The organism is Bacillota bacterium (assembly GCA_012839765.1).
Lineage (GTDB): Bacteria > Bacillota > Limnochordia > DUMW01 > DUMW01 > DUMW01.
On sequence record DUMW01000066.1, the window covers coordinates 22,032 to 39,666 of the forward strand.

At 55.8% G+C, this 17,635-nt stretch carries 14 protein-coding genes; 3 read left to right on the forward strand and 11 right to left on the reverse strand.

The window, feature by feature from the left end:
* The first annotated feature begins 104 nt into the window (after positions 1–104).
* Entirely contained in the window at positions 105–1,100 is a 996-nt protein-coding gene (locus GXX57_06615; protein ID HHV44321.1) for a lipoate--protein ligase, read from the forward strand.
* 28 nt (positions 1,101–1,128) lie between these two features.
* Here the strand turns inward: GXX57_06615 and typA are convergent, their stop codons facing one another.
* The 4 genes from typA to GXX57_06635 all read right to left on the reverse strand — a co-directional run bounded on the left by typA (position 1,129) and on the right by GXX57_06635 (position 4,814).
* Positions 1,129–2,955, reverse strand: coding sequence for a translational GTPase TypA (typA, locus tag GXX57_06620; protein HHV44322.1), 1,827 nt, complete (start codon positions 2,953–2,955; stop codon positions 1,129–1,131).
* Positions 2,956–3,119: 164 nt separating this feature from the next.
* A complete protein-coding gene (locus tag GXX57_06625) occupies positions 3,120–4,004 on the reverse strand; it encodes a diaminopimelate dehydrogenase (GenBank protein HHV44323.1) in 885 nt (294 codons plus the stop codon).
* A gap of 328 nt (positions 4,005–4,332) precedes the next feature.
* A complete protein-coding gene (locus tag GXX57_06630; GenBank protein HHV44324.1) occupies positions 4,333–4,614 on the reverse strand; it encodes a spore coat protein in 282 nt (93 codons plus the stop codon).
* 14 nt (positions 4,615–4,628) lie between these two features.
* On the reverse strand, positions 4,629–4,814 hold the full coding sequence (locus GXX57_06635; GenBank protein ID HHV44325.1) for a hypothetical protein: 186 nt from the start codon (positions 4,812–4,814) through the stop codon (positions 4,629–4,631).
* Between the two features lie 160 nt (positions 4,815–4,974).
* On the opposite strand from GXX57_06635, the gene GXX57_06640 reads away from it, so the two are divergent.
* On the forward strand, positions 4,975–7,128 hold the full coding sequence (locus GXX57_06640; GenBank protein HHV44326.1) for an RNA-binding transcriptional accessory protein: 2,154 nt from the start codon (positions 4,975–4,977) through the stop codon (positions 7,126–7,128).
* Positions 7,129–7,156: 28 nt separating this feature from the next.
* Here GXX57_06640 and GXX57_06645 read toward each other — a convergent pair whose 3' ends face one another.
* Positions 7,157–8,230: a Gfo/Idh/MocA family oxidoreductase gene (locus GXX57_06645; protein ID HHV44327.1), complete on the reverse strand. Its 1,074-nt coding sequence runs from the start codon at positions 8,228–8,230 to the stop codon at positions 7,157–7,159.
* An 18-nt stretch (positions 8,231–8,248) separates the two neighbouring features.
* Positions 8,249–8,977 (reverse strand): TIM barrel protein, encoded by a 729-nt coding sequence (locus GXX57_06650; GenBank protein HHV44328.1) that lies wholly within the window; start codon positions 8,975–8,977, stop codon positions 8,249–8,251.
* 153 nt (positions 8,978–9,130) lie between these two features.
* Between GXX57_06650 and GXX57_06655 the strand changes: the two genes are divergently transcribed.
* Positions 9,131–9,958 carry an AraC family transcriptional regulator gene (locus GXX57_06655; GenBank protein HHV44329.1) on the forward strand — a complete coding sequence of 276 codons (828 nt, stop codon included), beginning with the start codon at positions 9,131–9,133 and terminating at the stop codon, positions 9,956–9,958.
* 46 nt (positions 9,959–10,004) lie between these two features.
* Here GXX57_06655 and GXX57_06660 read toward each other — a convergent pair whose 3' ends face one another.
* The 5 genes from GXX57_06660 to GXX57_06680 all read right to left on the reverse strand — a co-directional run bounded on the left by GXX57_06660 (position 10,005) and on the right by GXX57_06680 (position 17,549).
* Positions 10,005–11,165, reverse strand: a complete 1,161-nt coding sequence (locus tag GXX57_06660; protein HHV44330.1) for a M20 family metallopeptidase — start codon at positions 11,163–11,165, stop codon at positions 10,005–10,007.
* 282 nt (positions 11,166–11,447) lie between these two features.
* Positions 11,448–12,359 carry a carboxypeptidase-like regulatory domain-containing protein gene (locus tag GXX57_06665; GenBank protein HHV44331.1) on the reverse strand — a complete coding sequence of 304 codons (912 nt, stop codon included), beginning with the start codon at positions 12,357–12,359 and terminating at the stop codon, positions 11,448–11,450.
* Between the two features lie 110 nt (positions 12,360–12,469).
* Entirely contained in the window at positions 12,470–14,776 is a 2,307-nt protein-coding gene (locus GXX57_06670) for a right-handed parallel beta-helix repeat-containing protein (protein HHV44332.1), read from the reverse strand.
* A gap of 16 nt (positions 14,777–14,792) precedes the next feature.
* Positions 14,793–16,037, reverse strand: a complete 1,245-nt coding sequence (locus GXX57_06675) for a sugar ABC transporter substrate-binding protein (GenBank protein ID HHV44333.1) — start codon at positions 16,035–16,037, stop codon at positions 14,793–14,795.
* 549 nt (positions 16,038–16,586) lie between these two features.
* Positions 16,587–17,549: a LacI family transcriptional regulator gene (locus tag GXX57_06680; GenBank protein HHV44334.1), complete on the reverse strand. Its 963-nt coding sequence runs from the start codon at positions 17,547–17,549 to the stop codon at positions 16,587–16,589.
* Positions 17,550–17,635: the final 86 nt, after the last annotated feature.

The following is a 17,635-nucleotide window of genomic DNA, read 5'->3' on the forward strand; positions in this document are numbered from 1 at the left end:
TTTTTCTTATGTCCTGTATTCTCCCTTCGTGGGAATCTGTTTGTCTTTCTTAACTCCCCTATGCTAGAATTAGGAAAACTGAATTTGCTGTTGGAGGAAACACCATGGTGGAAAGGACTTTTATTGCCCAATCGGCTTCCCATGATCCCTGGTACAACCTGGCCCTAGAGGAGTTGTTGTTGCAACGGGTGCAGCCGGGAGAAGTGATCCTGTATCTTTGGCAAAATGAGCAGACGGTGGTCATTGGGAGAAACCAGAATGCCTGGCGGGAATGTCGGTGTCAGCTGTTGGAGTCTGAAGGCGGGAAGCTAGCCCGAAGGCTTTCGGGCGGTGGTGCCGTCTACCATGATCTGGGGAACTTGAACTTTACCTTTCTCACTACTCGCAGCCACTACGATCTGTCTAAACAGCTGGGGGTGATCCTGGATGCCTTGGTGGCCCTAGGGGTCCAGGCCGAGTTTTCGGGTCGCAACGACTTAACCGCGGCCGGCAGGAAGTTTTCCGGAAACGCCTATTACTACTACAAAGATGCGGCCATGCACCACGGAACCATCCTGGTCCATACGGACTTCGCCAAGGCCGCCCGTTATCTACAGCCCTCCCAACAGAAGATGGAGGCCAAGGGGGTTCGGTCCGTAAGTTCCCGGATCATTAATCTCACTGAACTGGTCCCAGATCTTACCATTCATAAGGTGATCGAGGGCTTGCGGACTTCCTTTGTGAAGCTGTATGGCGGGGAGGGGACCGAATTGGACCTTGGCGTCTACCATGGAAAGGCCCAGGAGCTCTATGCCCGCTATGCCTCCTGGCAGTGGCGCTACGGGCAGACGCCCGCCTTTGATTTGAGTTTTACCACCCGCTTTCCCTGGGGGGAGGTTACGGTGGAATGTGCAGTGCAGCAGGGCCGGATTGTGGATGTGGCGGTCTACTCCGATGCCCTGGTCTACACCCTGACCGATTATGTCCGCAGTGCCCTCTTAGGCAGTACCTTTAGCCCTGCCGCGGTGGAAGCAGCCTTTGCCGCTCTTGAGGCGGAAGAGCTTTCCGCCGAACTCGGTGACGTGCAGGCTTGGCTTGTGGCGGAGATCGCAAAGGCGTAAGTGGTTGTAGCCTAAGGCTACAACCATTTTAGACTTTCTGGGCGTGCCTTTCCGTTTGACGGAGGACCTTCTTGCGTAGGCGGATAGCCTGGGGGGTGATCTCCACCAGTTCATCGGCGGCGATGAAGGCCAAGGCCTCCTCTAGACTCAGCCGGCGGGGGACGTCAAGCTTCTCGGTGATTTCCGCAGTGGCGGAGCGCATATTGGTCACGTGCCTCTTCTTCGCAACGTTGACGTCGAGGTCTTCTCCTCGGGAGTTCTCACCGACGATCATCCCTTCGTATACTTCAGTGCCCGGTTCGATGAACAGCGTACCCCTCTCCTGGATGTTTAGGATGGCGTAGGCGGTGGCGATTCCCGGTTCACAGGCCACCAGGCTTCCGGTGGTGCGGTGGACGATGGGGCCCCGGTGGGGTCCGTACCCGGCAAAGGTATGATAGGCCACGCTGTGTCCCTTGGTCTCGGTGAGCAATTGGGAGTGAAACCCGATAAGCCCCCGGGCCGGCACCAGGAATTCCAGCTTCACCATGTTGTCGCTGGTGGAGACCATGCTCAGCAGTTCACCCTTCCGTTGGCCGAAAAAGAGAATTACGTTCCCCGAATACTCGTTGGGGACCTCCACGAAGACCCGCTCTAGGGGTTCGTGCAGTTGTCCGTCGATTTCCTTTAGAACCGGCTCCGGTTTGGAGACGGTAAACTCATAGCCTTCCCGCCGCATGGTTTCCATCAGGATGCTCAGGTGTAGCTCACCCCTGCCCCGCACCTCGAAGGCATCGGGGCTATCGGTGGGGTTGACCTGCAAAGCCACGTTGGTTTGCAGTTCCCGGAAAAGGCGGTCCCGCAGGTGGCGAGAGGTAACGTATTTCCCCTCTCGTCCTGCTAAGGGTCCGTCATTGATGCGGAAGATGACCGTCAGGGTGGGTTCGTCCACTTGCAAGGCGGGTAAGGACTCCACCCTCTGGGGATCCACGATGGTGTCCCCAATGGCCACATCGTCCAGTCCCGCCACCGCTACGATCTCCCCCGCCTGCGCCTCCTCCACCGGGATGCGTTCTAGCCGGGCGAAGGTGTACAGGTACTCGACACGGCCTGTCTTGGTCGTGGGGGCGTCGCTGCGGCATACGGCAACGGGCATGCCTTTGGTGATGCTCCCCCGTTGAATGCGTCCCAAGGCCAGGCGCCCTACATATTCATCGTATTCCAGATTGGTGACCAAAAGTTGCAGTGGACCTGCCTGTTCCACCCGGGGCGGTGGCACGTGGGTGATAATCAAGTCCAACAGCGGTAGGATGCTTCTGGGCTTGGCCTGGGCCAGTTGGGCCTGGGCGTCGGCCAGATCTAGGGAGGCAATACCCTCCCGGGCCACGGCCCAAACCACGGGAAAGTCCGCCTGTTCATCGGTGGCATCCAGTTCCAGGAAAAGCTCCAAGACCTCTTCCACCACTTCGTAGGGCCGGGCATCCTTCCGATCGATTTTGTTAATCACCACGATGGGCTTCAGGTTGTGTGCGAAGGCCTTCTGGAGCACATAGCGGGTTTGGGGCAAGGGTCCTTCGGCACTATCCACCACCAACAAAGCCCCGTCCACCATCCCGATGACCCGCTCTACTTCACCGCCGAAGTCTACATGGCCCGGGGTGTCGACGATGTTGATCTTGATCCCTTGGTGGAAGATCCCCGTATTCTTAGCCAAAATGGTGATCCCCCGCTCCCTTTCCAGGGCGTTGGAATCTAAGATCTGGGATTCTGTCCGTTGGTTTTCCCGGAAAACACCGGTTTGCTTCAAAAAGGCGTCCACTAAGGTTGTCTTTCCATGATCCACATGGGCAATGATTGCGACATTTCTAATCTCCATCGTTATTCTTCATCCCCTATCCGGGGAAAAGTATATCCTTCAGGGAAAGGGAACGTCAAGTTTTGAGTTGGGGTGGTGGTTTAGAATAAGGAGGTTTTTTCTCCAGACAGAAGTGGGAAAGACTATAGGCCCCGCAGGGGAATCGATCTGCGGGGCCGCTGGGGCTAGACCAGTCGTTTGACCCAGGTTTCCCGGTCTCCGGGCAACAGATCCACCAAGGGGATCTCAATGAGGGTGTAGGCTCCGGGTTGTTGTCGCACGGCGGCCCTGGCGGCCGCGACCATGATTTGGGCCGTGAGGGCCGGGTTGTTAATCCGCATATCCCACTGGAAAAGCTGGTTGTGGGTGGCTCCGGACACCCCTTTCCGTTCGATGGTCACTCCGTGCCCGACATCCATAAGCTGTTGTACATCGGGAACCTGTCTTACATGGGTTTCGTCATGGACGAAGTAAGGGTCTTCTTTGATGGTCCGTTCCACCGCGGAGAACTGGGCTCCCTCTTCTAGGACCACGTAGACGATCCGGCGGTGCAGCCCCGTACCGATGGGGATGGTCATGGACAGGGCATCCTTCACACCGGGCAAGGCCTTCACCGCGGTGGTGTGGCCCATACTCATCCCGGGGCCAAAGTTGGTATAGGTAATCCCCTTGGGGGCCATGGCTTCTAGCAGAGCCCGGATCACCGAATCGGTGCCCGGATCCCAACCGGCCGCAAGGACTGCGACGGCGTTATTCTCCTTGGCCACCGTAGCCAGTTCCCTGCGCAAGTTCACCAGTTCCCCGTGGATGTCATAGCAGTCTACGGTGTTGATCCCCAACCCGAGGATCTCCTTAGTCAGCGGGGGCACGGTGCGGGACGGTGTGCACAATAGGGCGACATCCACCGGTCCCAGATCCCGGATATCGGTGACTACCAAAGTATCTATGTTCTGCTTGGGGGCAGAGCTTTGGCGACGGACGATCCCGGCCAGTTCCATGTCTTCTGCGGCCTGCACAGCTTCCACCGCAAACCTGCCCACATTTCCCAATCCAATAACGGCAACTCTCATCGCTTGCTCCCTCCTCACATTACCCCTAATGGTTCTTCACTACCCCTTTATTTTCCTGCGGCAGGAAACTTGTATCCAAGGGATTTCTTTCATCTGATTGCCGTGAGAAAGGGGCAATTGCCCAAGAAAAGACAAAGGAACTTTGCACGAGACATATCCCCGGCGAAACTTGGAGGGATTTTATCTTTGGGCTTAGTTAACAATATGGAGGGCAGGTGTACATTGCCAACGGGTTTTCGTGCTGTTATTGGGAAACCCAAGGCCGCTGGGTGGCAGTTTAGAGGATTCCCGGGCAGCAAATTGGGGTATGGGGGCAGAAGCCTGCCCCCTACCGTACAGTAACCCCGCCCGATGACAGCGCCGAAGAAGTGAGAAAGCCATTAATCCGTTGGATCTCCTGGTAATCCGCCGGGCCTGCCTCCAGATACCAGTTGTTCTTGGAGGCTAGCTTTGCCAGTTCGTAGGAGTCCTTCTCACCTTTGGTTACGTTGCTCATCAACAGTCCCCGTAGTTCCTGGTTGGAGCATTCCAGGGCCACTTTCAGGGCCTCGGTGGTGGAGGTTTTGCAGGTATGCAGGTAATCCAGGGCGATTTCCCGGTCCGTTAGCATCGGGTTCACTCCTTTCAACTTAAGAATTTCATGAGTTTATCTGCGGTCTGTTGGGACTCGCGGGCACCGGTCTGCAACATGTTCTTCAGCGTTGGATCCTGACATTGCTGGGCAAAGAAGGACAATTTCCGGGACGTGGCCAGAGCATCGTTGGCCAAGTGCCGAATGTTTTGCAGTTCCAGCTCATTGATCTTCGTCAAAATTTCTTCCCCCCTTTCTAGCTGTCCATTCGTTATCCTTGCCCGCGGAAAAACCCATAATGCAGCCCACAGACGAACACTTCCCCCCATGGCACGCCGACTTTTCCAATGAAGGGACGGGGTTCAAGATGTGGTATAATGACATTTAACGTAGGGAGGGATGGCTGTGCATGATTTAGCCGCGGAGATCGCAAAAGACACTGGTATTGCCCCCCAGGCGGTGGCCGCCACTATTCAGCTGCTCCAGGATGGGAACACGGTGCCCTTTATCGCGCGGTACCGGAAGGAACTGACCGGAGGGTTGGATGATTTACAGATTCATACCATTGCGGATGCCTATGGGTATTTCACCAATTTGGCCAAACGAAAGGAACAGATCCTCGCAAGCCTGGCGGAACAGGAAAAGCTTACGGAACAGCTGGCGGCCCAGATTGAGGCAGCCCGGACCCAAAGGGAACTGGAGGATCTTTACCGGCCCTTCCGCAAGCAGCGGAGCACAAAGGCGGAAAAGGCCCGAAAGCTAGGGTTTGCGCCCCTCGCGGAACAGTTGTTGACCAGGCAGGATGATCCCAACATCATCGCGGAGCCCTTCGCCAAAAGGGTCCAGTGCTCCGTGGAGGAGGCCCTAGAACAAGCACGTTACATTCTGGCCGATGAAATCAGCCATGATCCCCAGTTCCGGCCCCGGGTACGGCAGTTAGTCTTTGAACGGGGGGTCATTTCCGCAAGCTCAGCCTTAGAGGATCCCAAGGAGGATTTGGTGTATAGTACATATCATGATTTTCGGCAGCCGGTACGGCAGATCCCTCCCCACCGGGTTTTGGCCTTGGATCGGGGAGAAAGGCAGGGCAAGCTGACGGTGCGCATCGAACCGCCTTTGGAGGCCATCACCCAGTACTTGGCCGGTCGGTTGATTCGGAAAGGCGCTCCGGCCAGCGGTTGGTTGTTGGAGACAATCGACTATAGCCTGAAGAACTTGCTCTTGCCTGCGGTATACCGTGAGATCCGGGGGATGCTCACGGAAAAGGCTGAGGAGCAGGCCATTGGAGTGTTTCGCCAAAACCTCGAAGCATTATTGATGCAAGCTCCGGTCCAGGGCAAGACGGTGCTCGCCATCGATCCCGGTTTTCGCACGGGGTGTAAGGTGGCGGTGGTGGATCCCACTGGGATGGTGCTGGCCACGGCTAGCATCTACCCCCACCCTCCCCAGGCGGCGGTGGAAGAGAGTATGGAAAAACTCTTGGAACTGGTAAAGAGGTTTACCGTCGATGTGATCGCCATCGGTAACGGTACCGCCTCCCGGGAGACGGAAAGCTTCATCGCCCAGTTTAACCGGACCTATGGTCTTTCCCTCCCCTTTACCATCGTCAGTGAAGCTGGGGCCTCGGTCTATTCCGCATCGGAAGTGGCCCGCCAGGAACTACCGGGTCTGGATGTCTCTTTACGGGGGGCCGTTTCCATTGGTAGGCGCCTCCAAGATCCCTTGGCGGAACTGGTGAAGATTGATCCGAAGTCCCTGGGGGTGGGGATGTACCAGCATGATGTGAACCAGAAGAAGCTTTCCGAGGCTCTGCAGCGCACGGTGGAATCCTGCGTCAACCGGGTGGGTGTGAACCTGAATACCGCCAGTCCCCAGTTGCTGCAGTACGTGGCGGGGATTGGGCCGGGTTTGGCGGTGGGGATCGTGGAATACCGGGATCAACACGGCCCCTTCACCTTTCGGGAGGAACTGCTAAATGTGCCGCGCCTGGGTCCCAAGACCTTTGAACAGTGTGCGGGTTTCCTACGCATCAGTCAGGGTAAGACGTTATTGGATAACACTCCGGTGCATCCGGAGTCCTATGCCTTGGCCCGGAAGATCCTGTCCCTTGCGGGCAGTTCAGAGGAGGAACTGGCGGATCCCAAAACCCGGCCCCAGGTAGTGGAAAGGCTTACCCGGTTGAACCCGACCCAGGTCAGTATCGAAACCAATGCCGGGGAGCCGACGGTGGAAGATATCATTGCGGCCCTGTGTGCCCCCGGCCGGGATCCCCGCAGTGACATTCCCGGTCCCGTATTCCGCCAGGACATTCTGACGCTGGCGGACTTGCAGCCGGGCCTCAGGCTTGGGGGTACCGTCACCAACGTGGTGGACTTTGGCGCCTTTGTTGACATTGGAGTGGAAACGGACGGCTTGATCCATATTTCCAACATGTCCGACCGCTTTGTCCGGGATCCGGCGGAGGTGGTGACCGTGGGTCAGCGGGTGGAAGTGGAGGTCTTGGAGGTGCAACCGGAACGGAAGCGCATCGGTTTGCGCTTGGTGGGAAAGTAAGCGCAGCCTGGGGGCTGCGCTTACGGGGTTATATCTCGATCTTTTCAATCGCCACTGCTTTGCCGGTCTTCCCGGATTCATAGATGGCGTCCATGATCTGGGCGATGGCAATGGCGTCACTGCCCGGGGTAAGTAGTTTCCCTTCGCCCTTCACTGCTTCCAGGAAGTTGAAGACCTTTTGCTCCTGGGGTTTTTCCGGCAGGTTCAACATGGGTTGGATATCCGCGATGTTGTTGCCGATTTGTCCGTAGATCTCCAAGGGATTCAGGTTGGCACCGGCCTTGTCACCGTAGACCTGGACGTAGATGCCCGTGTCTTTTCCGTTGATGGCCCAGCTGACGTCAAACATCATGGTGGCGCCGTTGTCGAACTTGATGAGGGCCGCGGCTAGATCTTCGGTGTCGAAGACGCCCTCCTTATTGCCATACATGGCCCAGTATTGGCGGATGCCCTCCACGTGATAATTACCGAATTTGCAGTAGGTGGAGGCCAAAACGGAAACCGGCTGGGGCTGCCCCATGAGCCAATGGGCTAGATCCAGGGAGTGGACGCCACAGTCGATCAAGGGTCCGCCCCCGGCCATGTCCTTCACCGTGAACCAGCCGTGGGGGTTACCCCGGCGGCGGAGCCAGCCGGCTTTGGCATAGTAGATCTCCCCGAAAAGACCGTCTTCGATGTAGCCTTTGATCGTGGATGAATCCAGACGATACCGGTTGTTGAAGGCTACACTCAATACCAGGCCTGCCTCTTTGGCCTTTTTCACCATTTCCACCGTCTGTTGGGTGTTCATGGCCATGGGTTTTTCACAACAGACATGGATCTTGTTTTCCAAGGCGGCGATGGTCTGCTCGTAGTGGAGATAGGTGGGTGTGCAGATGCTTACCACATCAAGGTTCTCGTTGGCATACATCTCCCGGTAGTCGGTGTAGCGATGCTCGGGGGCGATACCAAACCGCTCCCCCACCTGGGCCAGTCTTTGCTCGTCGATGTCGCAAAGGGCCACCAGTTCGGCCTCGGTGCTGTTGAGGTAGGCGGGAATGTGGGCGGACTGTCCAATGTTACCTACCCCAACCACAGCGGCACGGAGCTTGTAAGTACTCATTTGTTCTCCTCCTTGGTACTAAAGAAGTGTTTTGACGTATTCCAGGGCTTGCTTTGAGTTGGTGGAGGGTCTGAACTCGCAGCCTACAAAACCATCATAGTTGCTGTTGGCGATGGCCTTGAAAATGTTGGCGTAATTCAGTTCCCCTGTGCCCGGTTCCTGCCGTCCCGGGACATCGGCTAAATGGAAATGTCCGATGTATTCCATGTGTTCCCTGATGTTGGCGATGATGTTTCCTTCGGTGATCTGTTGGTGGTAGATATCAAAGAGAAGCTTTACGTTTGGACTGCCTACGTTCCGCAGGATCTCGTATCCCGTGTAGGAAGAGTTGAGGAAAATGCCTGGATGGTTTACCACGGTGTTCAAGGGTTCCAGGACAATGAGCACCCCCGCTTCTTCTGCGGTGGAGGCGACCTCCTTCAGTACCGCTGTGATGTTGCCTAGCTGCTCCTCCGGGGTAAGATTTGCCTGTTCAGGACCCGAGGTGACGATGAGACTGCGACACTGGATGTCCTTGGCTAGCTGGATGTTTTTCTTAAGCTCCCTTACCGCGGCCTCCCTCTTTTCCGGATCTGTCAGCGGTTGGGAGGTCCCCACCATGCCCACCAGGGTTAGTCCCAGCTCATCCCGTAGTTTCACTATGGCACCTAGGTCCTTGTTGGCGATCCCCCAAAACTCGAAGCCCGGAAGGTTCAAATCGGCTACACTGCGGATCCTGTCTAGAAACGGTTGTTCATGAAAGAGCATCTCCACGCACACCGACAACTTTACCATCTTTCTCACCTCCCCTCATTTTCGTTTTGCTCGCATTGGTTACATTTAGTATACTGGATGTAAGAACTATGCTCAAGAACAAGAATTGAACACGTTTTAGTTTTCTGAACAAAGGGGGTCCCGCAGATGCGCACCCGCGTACTGACCGTCACGCCCCGGGATCAGCACCTGCCCGTCTACCTGTGTACCGTTGGACACACCCACCAAAAACCTATGGAGTATCCCAACGGTTCACCCCACTATCATTGGTTGCACACCGTGACGGGTGCAGGGATGGTCCAGTTCCAGGGAGAAGAACGGACCTTGAACCCGGGGCAGGGTTTCTTGATGTATCCCCAGATGCCCTGCCGGTATTGGCCCATCACTGAACCGTGGGAAGTGATGTGGCTGACCTTCAACGGGAAAACCGTTGGGGATTTCCTCCGGGCGTGGGGATTGTCCCCGGGGTTTATTGACCTGGTGGATCTGCCCTATATTAATACCAAGCTCAGTGACCTGCTTACCCTTGCTCCGGGTCATCGGGAATTTGCCAGCGCCATCCAATCCAGCCTCCTTTATGCCTTTCTTGTTGATTTGGGTTGGCAGGCCTCCAAGGATAAACACATTACCCACCAGCGAAAAAAGCTGAAACCAGTGCTTCGCTTCATCGAGACCAACTACCGGGATCCCCTTAGTGTAGAGGACCTGGCTCGTCAGTGTGGTGTCACGCCCCAGCATCTGTCCCGGATGTTCCGCTCGGTCTTCGGGGTGACTCCCATGGGTTATCTTACCACCTACCGGATCAGCAAGGCCAAGGAATTCTTGCTAGAGGATCCGCACCTGACGGTGGCGGAGGTGGCAGAAGCGGTGGGTTTTGCCAGTCTCAGCTACTTCAGTACCGTCTTTCGGCGGTACGAGAAAATGACCCCGACGGAGTTTCGCCGGCTAAGCCGGGGAATTAAGGGGTTTGCCTGAGGCGCAGCCCTGGGCCCGGGATGTTCTTTTCCGCAAATTGCCGGAACTACTGGAAGTTTAGGGCTACTAGGGTCAGCACCTGCGCGGCCTTGAGGACTTCCTCTACCTGCACATACTCATCTGCGGCATGGGCCTGGGCAATGGAACCAGGACCAAAGACCACCGCGGGTATCCCCGTGAATTTGCTGGCATTGGTGCCAAAGGGGGCTCCGGTCACCCTGGGACGCAGGCCACAGGCCCGTAGGCTATTTTCGAGACACCGCACTATGGGTGTGTCCGCAGAGGTGGCCAGGGGAGCATCCACATGATAGGGTTTTTCCATGGTGAAACAGACCCCCTCCACGGTGGCGAGAGCTTGGGCAAAGTCGGCCAAAACTTCCTGGGGAGTTTCCCCGGGGATCAGGCGGCGATCGAGGTTAATCACACATTGGGCTGGTACGGTGTTCCTCCCCTCTCCACCGTCGATCATGGTCACACAGAGGGTGGGACTGCCCACCAGGGGATGTGTTTTTTCACTGCAGCGGGGGATCAGCTCTTCTTCAATATGCCGCAAGACCCGACCCATGTGGAAGATGGCGTTTACCCCTAAGGATGGCTGGGAGCTATGGGCGGCCTTGCCCTTTACGGTTACGCGCCAGCGGAGGGAGCCCTTGTGCGCAATTACCACCGCCAGTTCCGTGGGTTCCCCCACGATGACCCCATCGGCCTTGAACCCCTGGGCCATCAGGTGTTTCACTCCCCGGAAACCGCCCTCCTCATCGCCGCTGAAGCAGATTTGGAGGTTGGATTTCGGCACTAACCCATTGGCGCGCAGGGTTTTCAGGGCTAAGAGGATGGCCGCGATGGAGGCTTTATTGTCACAGGCGCCGCGTCCGTAGAGTCGTCCGTCGATGTACTGCCCACCGAAGGGATCCTGGGCCATGTCCTGGGCCTGGACCGTATCGGTGTGGGCATCCCACAGTAGGGTCTTCTCTCCCCTACTGCCCGCAAGGCTCCCGAGGGCATTGGGGCGGTGAGGGGCGAAATAGTCTAGTTCTGCGGGGATGTCCAGTTGCGCCATGTAGTCTACGAGGAAGGAGGCCAACCGCTCTTCGGAAGAATCGGGATCATACAGGGGATTGACACTAGGGATAGCCACCAACTGGGCTAGAAGTTCCCGGGCTTCCTTCTCCCGGGGCCAAGCAAGATCGCTAAGCACCGAATTCACCTTCTGACATCCTTTTTCTTCCCCTGGTCCTTTGACCAGTGGGGCTCAAGTTATCTTTTCCCAGCAACGGGCAGCGGGGAGGAGAACCTTTCCAGTACTGCTGTTGCCTAGGGATATTATATCACTAGGGAAAGGGCTTGGGGCGGAAGGATGCAGTGGGGGTTGCCGGTGGCAACGGGAGCAAGAAGAAGGGTTTGGCGGTATGGTGAAGGGGAAGTAAGGCTGAGGGAGGGGCGGAAAGCCCCGGTGAGGTAAGCTAGTCACCCCACCGGGTTCATCCCGTTAGTAATCAGTTACCGCTACGATCTGCAGGGTGTGCCAATAGTCTTCCCCAGAGGTCTGCTCTTTGCCGATACGGAGGTAGGCCTTTTCGAAATTCTCGATGGGTTCCCGGAAGGGAACGTTGGTAACCACCGGGGTAGTTAGGTCATCTAGGTAGAGATCGCAGGTTTGACTAGAACAATCGATGACGAACCGAACCCGTACCCAACGATCCTGGGGCAAGGTGGTGATCCGAGTCCCGTCGTAGAAGGATACAGCCTTGGTGCCCAGATGGAAGAAAAAGGCGGGAGGCCACTTCTCCAGGATAAACCCGGGGCTGTAACCTTGGACTTGCTCCGTTACCGATACCTGCCAGTAGTGGAAGTCCAACACGATGATGGGCGAAGCTGTCCCCAGCAATTCCTTGGATTTGATATAGGCCATGGCTCCCCGGTGTCCGTGAAGGACCCGCCGGCCGTCTAGCTCATCCACAAGCCACACGGACTCAGACATCTTGGAGGGATCTTCCAAAACAAAGGCCGCGGGCGGCTTGCCGACAGTGTCGCCGAGGAAGTCGACATAGAAGACAAGTTCTTCCCCCGGTTGGTACAGGTCAATATCTAGCAGGGTATCGGACGAAAGGGATTCTGGTAATACATAGGTTCGCTTGGTAAAACCCTCAGCTGTAAATTCCAGGGTGCTACCGGGAAGGGCTGTTATCTTGTACCTGCCTTGTTGATCGATGGACTCCACTTCGTTGGTCCCGAGTACCCTTACCGTACCTTGGGTCACCGCTTCACCGGTCCGCCAGCACCGTACTTGGCCGGAGATCTCATACTGGATCGGTATCGTGACACTGGACAGACAGCTAGGCCCCAGTAACAGCAAGAGTACTAGGGTTACTGCTAGAAAAAGTACCTGTTTCTTGACCATTGGACGGATACTCCCTTCTTATTTGTTGTATTACTCCCCTATCCCCAGGAACACTTTCTGGGGGTAGCATCTGCTGTTCCCGGTGGGATGCCCAAGGCACCCCCTCCCGGTTACAGGTCTAAGGGTCGAACAACCACGTCATCGAACCAGATTTTGCCGGTCCCTTTGCCGCTGAGTCGGACGCGCAGGCAAAGGGTGTCGGGCCGGGTGAACACCACGTCCTCCAGGACGATCCAGTCCGTATTACCCTGGAACTTGACACCCGCGGGCACCAGGTAGCTTCTGGTCTGGGGTTCTTCGTCCAGGGAACTGTGCAGTTGGATGTCCAGTCCGCCCGTGATCCCCGGTTCCCCTTCTATTCTCAACGCTACGGAAACATACAGGGCTTGGTTGGGACCGATGTAGAGGGGCTCAGTGGTTTTTCGATCCGGGATCCCTGGATAGTGGACCGACCAATCCTGGGTATCGGTGTTGACCACCAAGAGGGATTTTTCACCACTGTGGGCAGTGCTGTCATCAATCCACATTGTGGCCATTCCCCGTTCCCTTTCCCAAAGCTCCCAGTTATCCGGGGCGCGGCCGGCGACATAGGCCTCAAAGTCTCCCCTTTCCACCAGATTGTCATCCTTTTGGGGAGAATGCATTTGAAAGGGGACACCGTTGACGGTGTTGTTTTCCAGTTCTACTTGGTCGGAATAGAAGATGCGGATGCTGTCCCCGGACCCCTGGGTGATGTGGTTATTTCGGACCACTGCCTCTGTGATGTTGTACAGTGTGATGGCCGCACAGGTTGGGTTTTCGATGACGTTGTCTTCTATGACGACGTTTCTGATCCCTTGACTATCCTTGGGAGCCCGGCCCCGGTCGTTGATGAGCACGGCGATCGCGCTGCCGCCGTGGGGGATCTGTAGCAAGTGGCCCAGGTCGGAGACGCCCATGTTTTTCAGTACATTCCCCCGGATGACCACATCGAAGGGGATGGGTCCCTCCATCCATTCGGTCTCGGGCATAATGGTGATCCCCGCCAAGCTGATACTCTCCAGGGTGTTGTTTTCAATTAGGACCCCCGGTGACTTGATGAGCATCCCCCGGGCCCTGTTGCCGCGAATCGTGCAGTTGCGCACAATGGCACCTGCTCCGGATCGGCTCAGGGACACCGCCAGATCACCGGGTTTTAGGGCGACGGGAGTGTCCACCCTGGCCCGATATACCCCCGGGGAAGGTGGGGATCCTTTGATGTTTTGCCATAGACTGCGCGCCTTTGCCAATAGATCCGCATCAACCACTGGCGTTAGCTCCAAAAGCTGTACCTGACCCAGGATCTCCAATGTGCTGGCGTTGACCAGCTGTAGGGTGTCACCCACCTGGGCGGGGATGCTTCCGGATTTTCGGGAAGCCAGGATTAATTCATCATCTATGGCCCCCACCACGTAAACGAAGCTACCCTTGATATTGATCGCATCGTCGCCCATCATCTCGAAAAGGCAATCTTCCAACACCGGACCCCGTTCCATGGCGCCACTGTGAAAGGCATCGGCATTCACCGAAAAGAGCCTTTCCGCCACCGCACCCGCAGGGATCGGTCCGGGAGTGATCTGAATGTTTCGGTAGGTGTTGCCCCCTCCACCACTTAGCTCCAAGATGCCCATATGGGGGGAACTGTGGATCGTGATGTTTTCGAAAAGGGAGTCTTGTACCCCGTTCAAGTTGATGGCAGGGTTTTCATTGCGGTATTCCAGGACAACCCGGTCCCCTTCCACGATGTACGTGTTCTTAGCTTGGTTGGGAAACCAAAGGCGCAGCACATCGTCGGCAATCCGCTCGATTTGATAGGTCCGCTTGAAGTTAGGGGTTCCCTTCTTAATGGCCCGGGTTTGCGGATCCATGACGATCATATCCAAGGCGTATTGCCGAAATTGGCTGAGCAATTGGTCATCCTTAGGATAACCAGCATCGATTCTTACATCATACCACTTGCCGCTGGGTTCGCTGCCGATGATCACCCCCTGGGTGAAGGGCAGCGGATCGTAGTCGATGACCAGATTTCGTAAGGTCAGGTTAGTGGCATTACTGATCCGCAGACCCGCCTCGTGGGAGGTGAAGATGAAGGTGGCCCCTTGGCCGTCGATGGTCAGATTCTCCACGTTCCGTAGGTGGATGGGCTGATCTATCCGGTGTACCCCAGGTGGCAGCACCACCTTGGACGCGTTTTTCACCTTGGCCACTTCCACCAGTAATTCCATCATGACCGCATTGAAAGAGGGTTCCCTGATTCCCAGTAAGGCCAGTTGTGCCGGGGTAAAGTCATCCATGGAGACCACTCCGCTGGCGTTGGTCTGGCCGGTAAGACACAACACAAGGAAAAGACTCACTAAGACCCCGCCATACCACCTTGTCACTGTCTTTGAACTTAGCATGGGCTGTTCCCCCCTCCTATTGCTGGAACAGTACGTTGGCCTGGAAAGTCAGTTGGCGTAATCCCTGGGCCGGTTCCACCTGACCGTTGAAGATCGCCAGCATCTGCTGTTGGAAGATCTTCTGGAAGTTTTCCCAGTGGAGGTTTACCGGTGAGGCCTTGGCGATCTCAAAACCGATATTGTACGCGGTTATGTTGTAGGGTGGTTCCACGGGATACTGAAATTCGGGGCTAGCCACCAGTTCTTGGAGGGAAGGAATCACATGGCCAAGCTGCACCATCTTCTCTTGGGCATAGGGACCGGAACAGAACTTCACGAATTCCCACGCGGCATCTACATAGGGACATGTCTGGGAGATCAAGTAGGCGTCGGAGCCGAGGGTGGTGGCCCGACCGCCGGGACCGCCCGGCACCGGGGCGATATCCCAAGGAAATTCGATTCTCCTGAAGTCCGGTACCATCCAGGGACCTCCCAGGTAAAAGCCCACATCACCATTTTGGAAACGGGCGGCGGAGCTCAAAGGAGCGATGGCCTGACGGTTATGCAGGGCATCGTAGAGAAAATCCACCGCCTCCATGGCCGGCTGTTCACTCAAAAGACACTGGGTACCGGTCTCGTCGATGAACTCTGCACCGAAGGCATAGAAGTAGGGAGCCATGCGGGTCAAGGTGGCTTCTATCCTCCAGCCCCAGATATCAATGACGCCATCGCCGTGGAGATCTACGGTCATCTTGCGGGCCTGATCCCGCATGTCGAAAATATCCCAGTGGGGATCAGGATAGGGAAGCCCAGCCCGGTCCAGTTCTGCTTTGTTGACAAACAAAGTGAAGGGTTGAATATCCCGAGGGATGCCATAAACCTTGTTTTCATAGGTGTGGGCGCCTACGGCTGCGGGGATATAGGCGTCTAGTGAAAACTCAGGATCCACCTGGATCAAACTATCCAAGGGCCGGAAGACACCTTGCATGATCAAGGACAAAGACCGCTGATATTCCATCACACAAATATCGGGAGTTGTACCACCGAGCACCATGACCAACAGGCGATCAATCCAATCGCCACCCCCGGCGGTAAGGTCGATGAGCTCGATCTTGATGTCGGGATGTTCCCGTTGGAACTCTTCGATTAATTCTTCGTAGATCTTAAGTTCACCACTAATGCCCTTAAACCCAAAAGTGATCTGCTTTTCCTGGGCCTGTAACGACGCCGTCAAAAGGATCACCACGACGAGACTAAACCCGATCCAGTTCCAATGTTTCATAGTCCCCCTCCTTAATTGGTTCACATCTGATTGCAGCGAAACAAAGGCAACGTGTGGAAAGCTGTCTGGAACCCCTCCCTTCTGCCTACTCCGCACACCATCTTTGCTGGCTAGCCTGGCTGCGGTGGGAATGGATGAATGATTGCTGTTCCATGGTGCTACATATGTATGGCCTCGGCACCTCTAGGTGCTGGTCATATCTGTGCTTTTCGCCCTCCCAAACCTCCGGCGGACCTGATACTACTGTATGCAATCGATACATACAACTGTATATATTCACTTTATCACGGTTTATTAATTGTGTCAATAATAGAGAGGGGAAGCCTGAAAGTACTGCGGGGACGGAGCTTTGTTGTGTTTTGGCGCGCTCTGAAGGCATAAGGGGAAAGCGCTAGAACACTAAATCCCTTTTGGTTGGAAGTATGGAGCCCCTAGGGCTTAGTGGGACTGGGGGCTTTGGATAGGTCTAGTCTATTCTGTAGGGTTTGGGGTTAGCAGGGGGATAGCCGTTGATGATGATCTTCCCCCCGTTGTTCGGTGTGGATCTGTTTATTTCTCACAACCGCAGGATTGTCTGCAGATCAACTCGCCGGGCACCACTAGTTGCGCGTAGGAATACTTTCCGTTGGTCAAGTCTTTCAGCAGTTGGCCGGCGCTTTCTCCAATCTTCTGGAAAGGCACATCGATGGTGCTAATGGTGGGATTAGTCCTTTTGCTGCGTTGGAGGTTGTCGCAGCCGAGTAGGGCGAAGTCCTGCGGGACCCGGAGGCCCAATGCGGAGGCGACCCGGAGCACATTGGCGGCCAGCACATCATTCTCGGCCAGTATGGCGGTGGCCTTCTTACTGACGGTACGCACCACCTCTGTAAGGTCTGTGCTCCGTTCAACACTGACTATCTCCAGTTGTCCCCCAATTTCCTCTACGGCTTCTTTGCAGCCTTCTAGACGCATCTTGGACCAAGTTTTCATCGGCTGTACGTAGATGTAGGCGAAGCTGGTGTGTCCATGGCCGTGCAAGTGCATGGTGGCCTCGTAAAAGGCCCCGTGGTTGTCAAAGGATACGGCGGAAACCCGCCGGTCGTTACTTTCCCGGTTTAGGATGACACACTTGATGCCGTGGTTTACCAAGGCCTGCAAGACCGGATGGTCTGCTTCACCGCCGAAAAAGATGACACCGTCGATTTCCTCTGAGCCGTTGGTGATGGAGCTGATGGGAAATGCTTCCGGGTTTGAGGCGGCGGCGACCAGACAAATGGCGTCTCCCAAAGAGGTCTTTATCCCTTCATAAAAGCCGTTGTAGACCTCACTCTCGCTAATACTGCCATCGGGGCATACCACAGCTAAACGGGTTTGTCTTTCGGTATCTGGAAAGACATAGCCCATTTCCTTGGCGATGGCGATGATCCGATGGCGGGTCCTTGGAGACAAGGTTCCCGTATTCCTCAGGGCTTGGGAGACGGCACTGACCGATACATTTGCTCTTTGGGCAATATCCTTCATCAATACAGCCATCGTTCACACTCCGTTAAATGCAACGAATATATCAACTTCATGTAATCAGTCTAGCATGATTGGGTAAGGGTGTCAACAAAAACAAT

What these genes read in the sequence shown, in the direction of transcription:
- GXX57_06615 (HHV44321.1), top strand. Translation starts at nt 105, where the DNA reads ATGGTGGAAAGGACTTTTATTGCCCAATCGGCTTCCCATGATCCCTGG.
- typA (HHV44322.1), bottom strand. Translation starts at nt 2,955, where the DNA reads ATGGAGATTAGAAATGTCGCAATCATTGCCCATGTGGATCATGGAAAG.
- GXX57_06625 (HHV44323.1), bottom strand. Translation starts at nt 4,004, where the DNA reads ATGAGAGTTGCCGTTATTGGATTGGGAAATGTGGGCAGGTTTGCGGTG.
- GXX57_06630 (HHV44324.1), bottom strand. Translation starts at nt 4,614, where the DNA reads ATGCTAACGGACCGGGAAATCGCCCTGGATTACCTGCATACCTGCAAA.
- GXX57_06640 (HHV44326.1), top strand. Translation starts at nt 4,975, where the DNA reads ATGGCTGTGCATGATTTAGCCGCGGAGATCGCAAAAGACACTGGTATT.
- GXX57_06645 (HHV44327.1), bottom strand. Translation starts at nt 8,230, where the DNA reads ATGAGTACTTACAAGCTCCGTGCCGCTGTGGTTGGGGTAGGTAACATT.
- GXX57_06650 (HHV44328.1), bottom strand. Translation starts at nt 8,977, where the DNA reads ATGCTCTTTCATGAACAACCGTTTCTAGACAGGATCCGCAGTGTAGCC.
- GXX57_06655 (HHV44329.1), top strand. Translation starts at nt 9,131, where the DNA reads ATGCGCACCCGCGTACTGACCGTCACGCCCCGGGATCAGCACCTGCCC.
- GXX57_06665 (HHV44331.1), bottom strand. Translation starts at nt 12,359, where the DNA reads ATGGTCAAGAAACAGGTACTTTTTCTAGCAGTAACCCTAGTACTCTTG.
- GXX57_06670 (HHV44332.1), bottom strand. Translation starts at nt 14,776, where the DNA reads ATGCTAAGTTCAAAGACAGTGACAAGGTGGTATGGCGGGGTCTTAGTG.
- GXX57_06675 (HHV44333.1), bottom strand. Translation starts at nt 16,037, where the DNA reads ATGAAACATTGGAACTGGATCGGGTTTAGTCTCGTCGTGGTGATCCTT.
- GXX57_06680 (HHV44334.1), bottom strand. Translation starts at nt 17,549, where the DNA reads ATGGCTGTATTGATGAAGGATATTGCCCAAAGAGCAAATGTATCGGTC.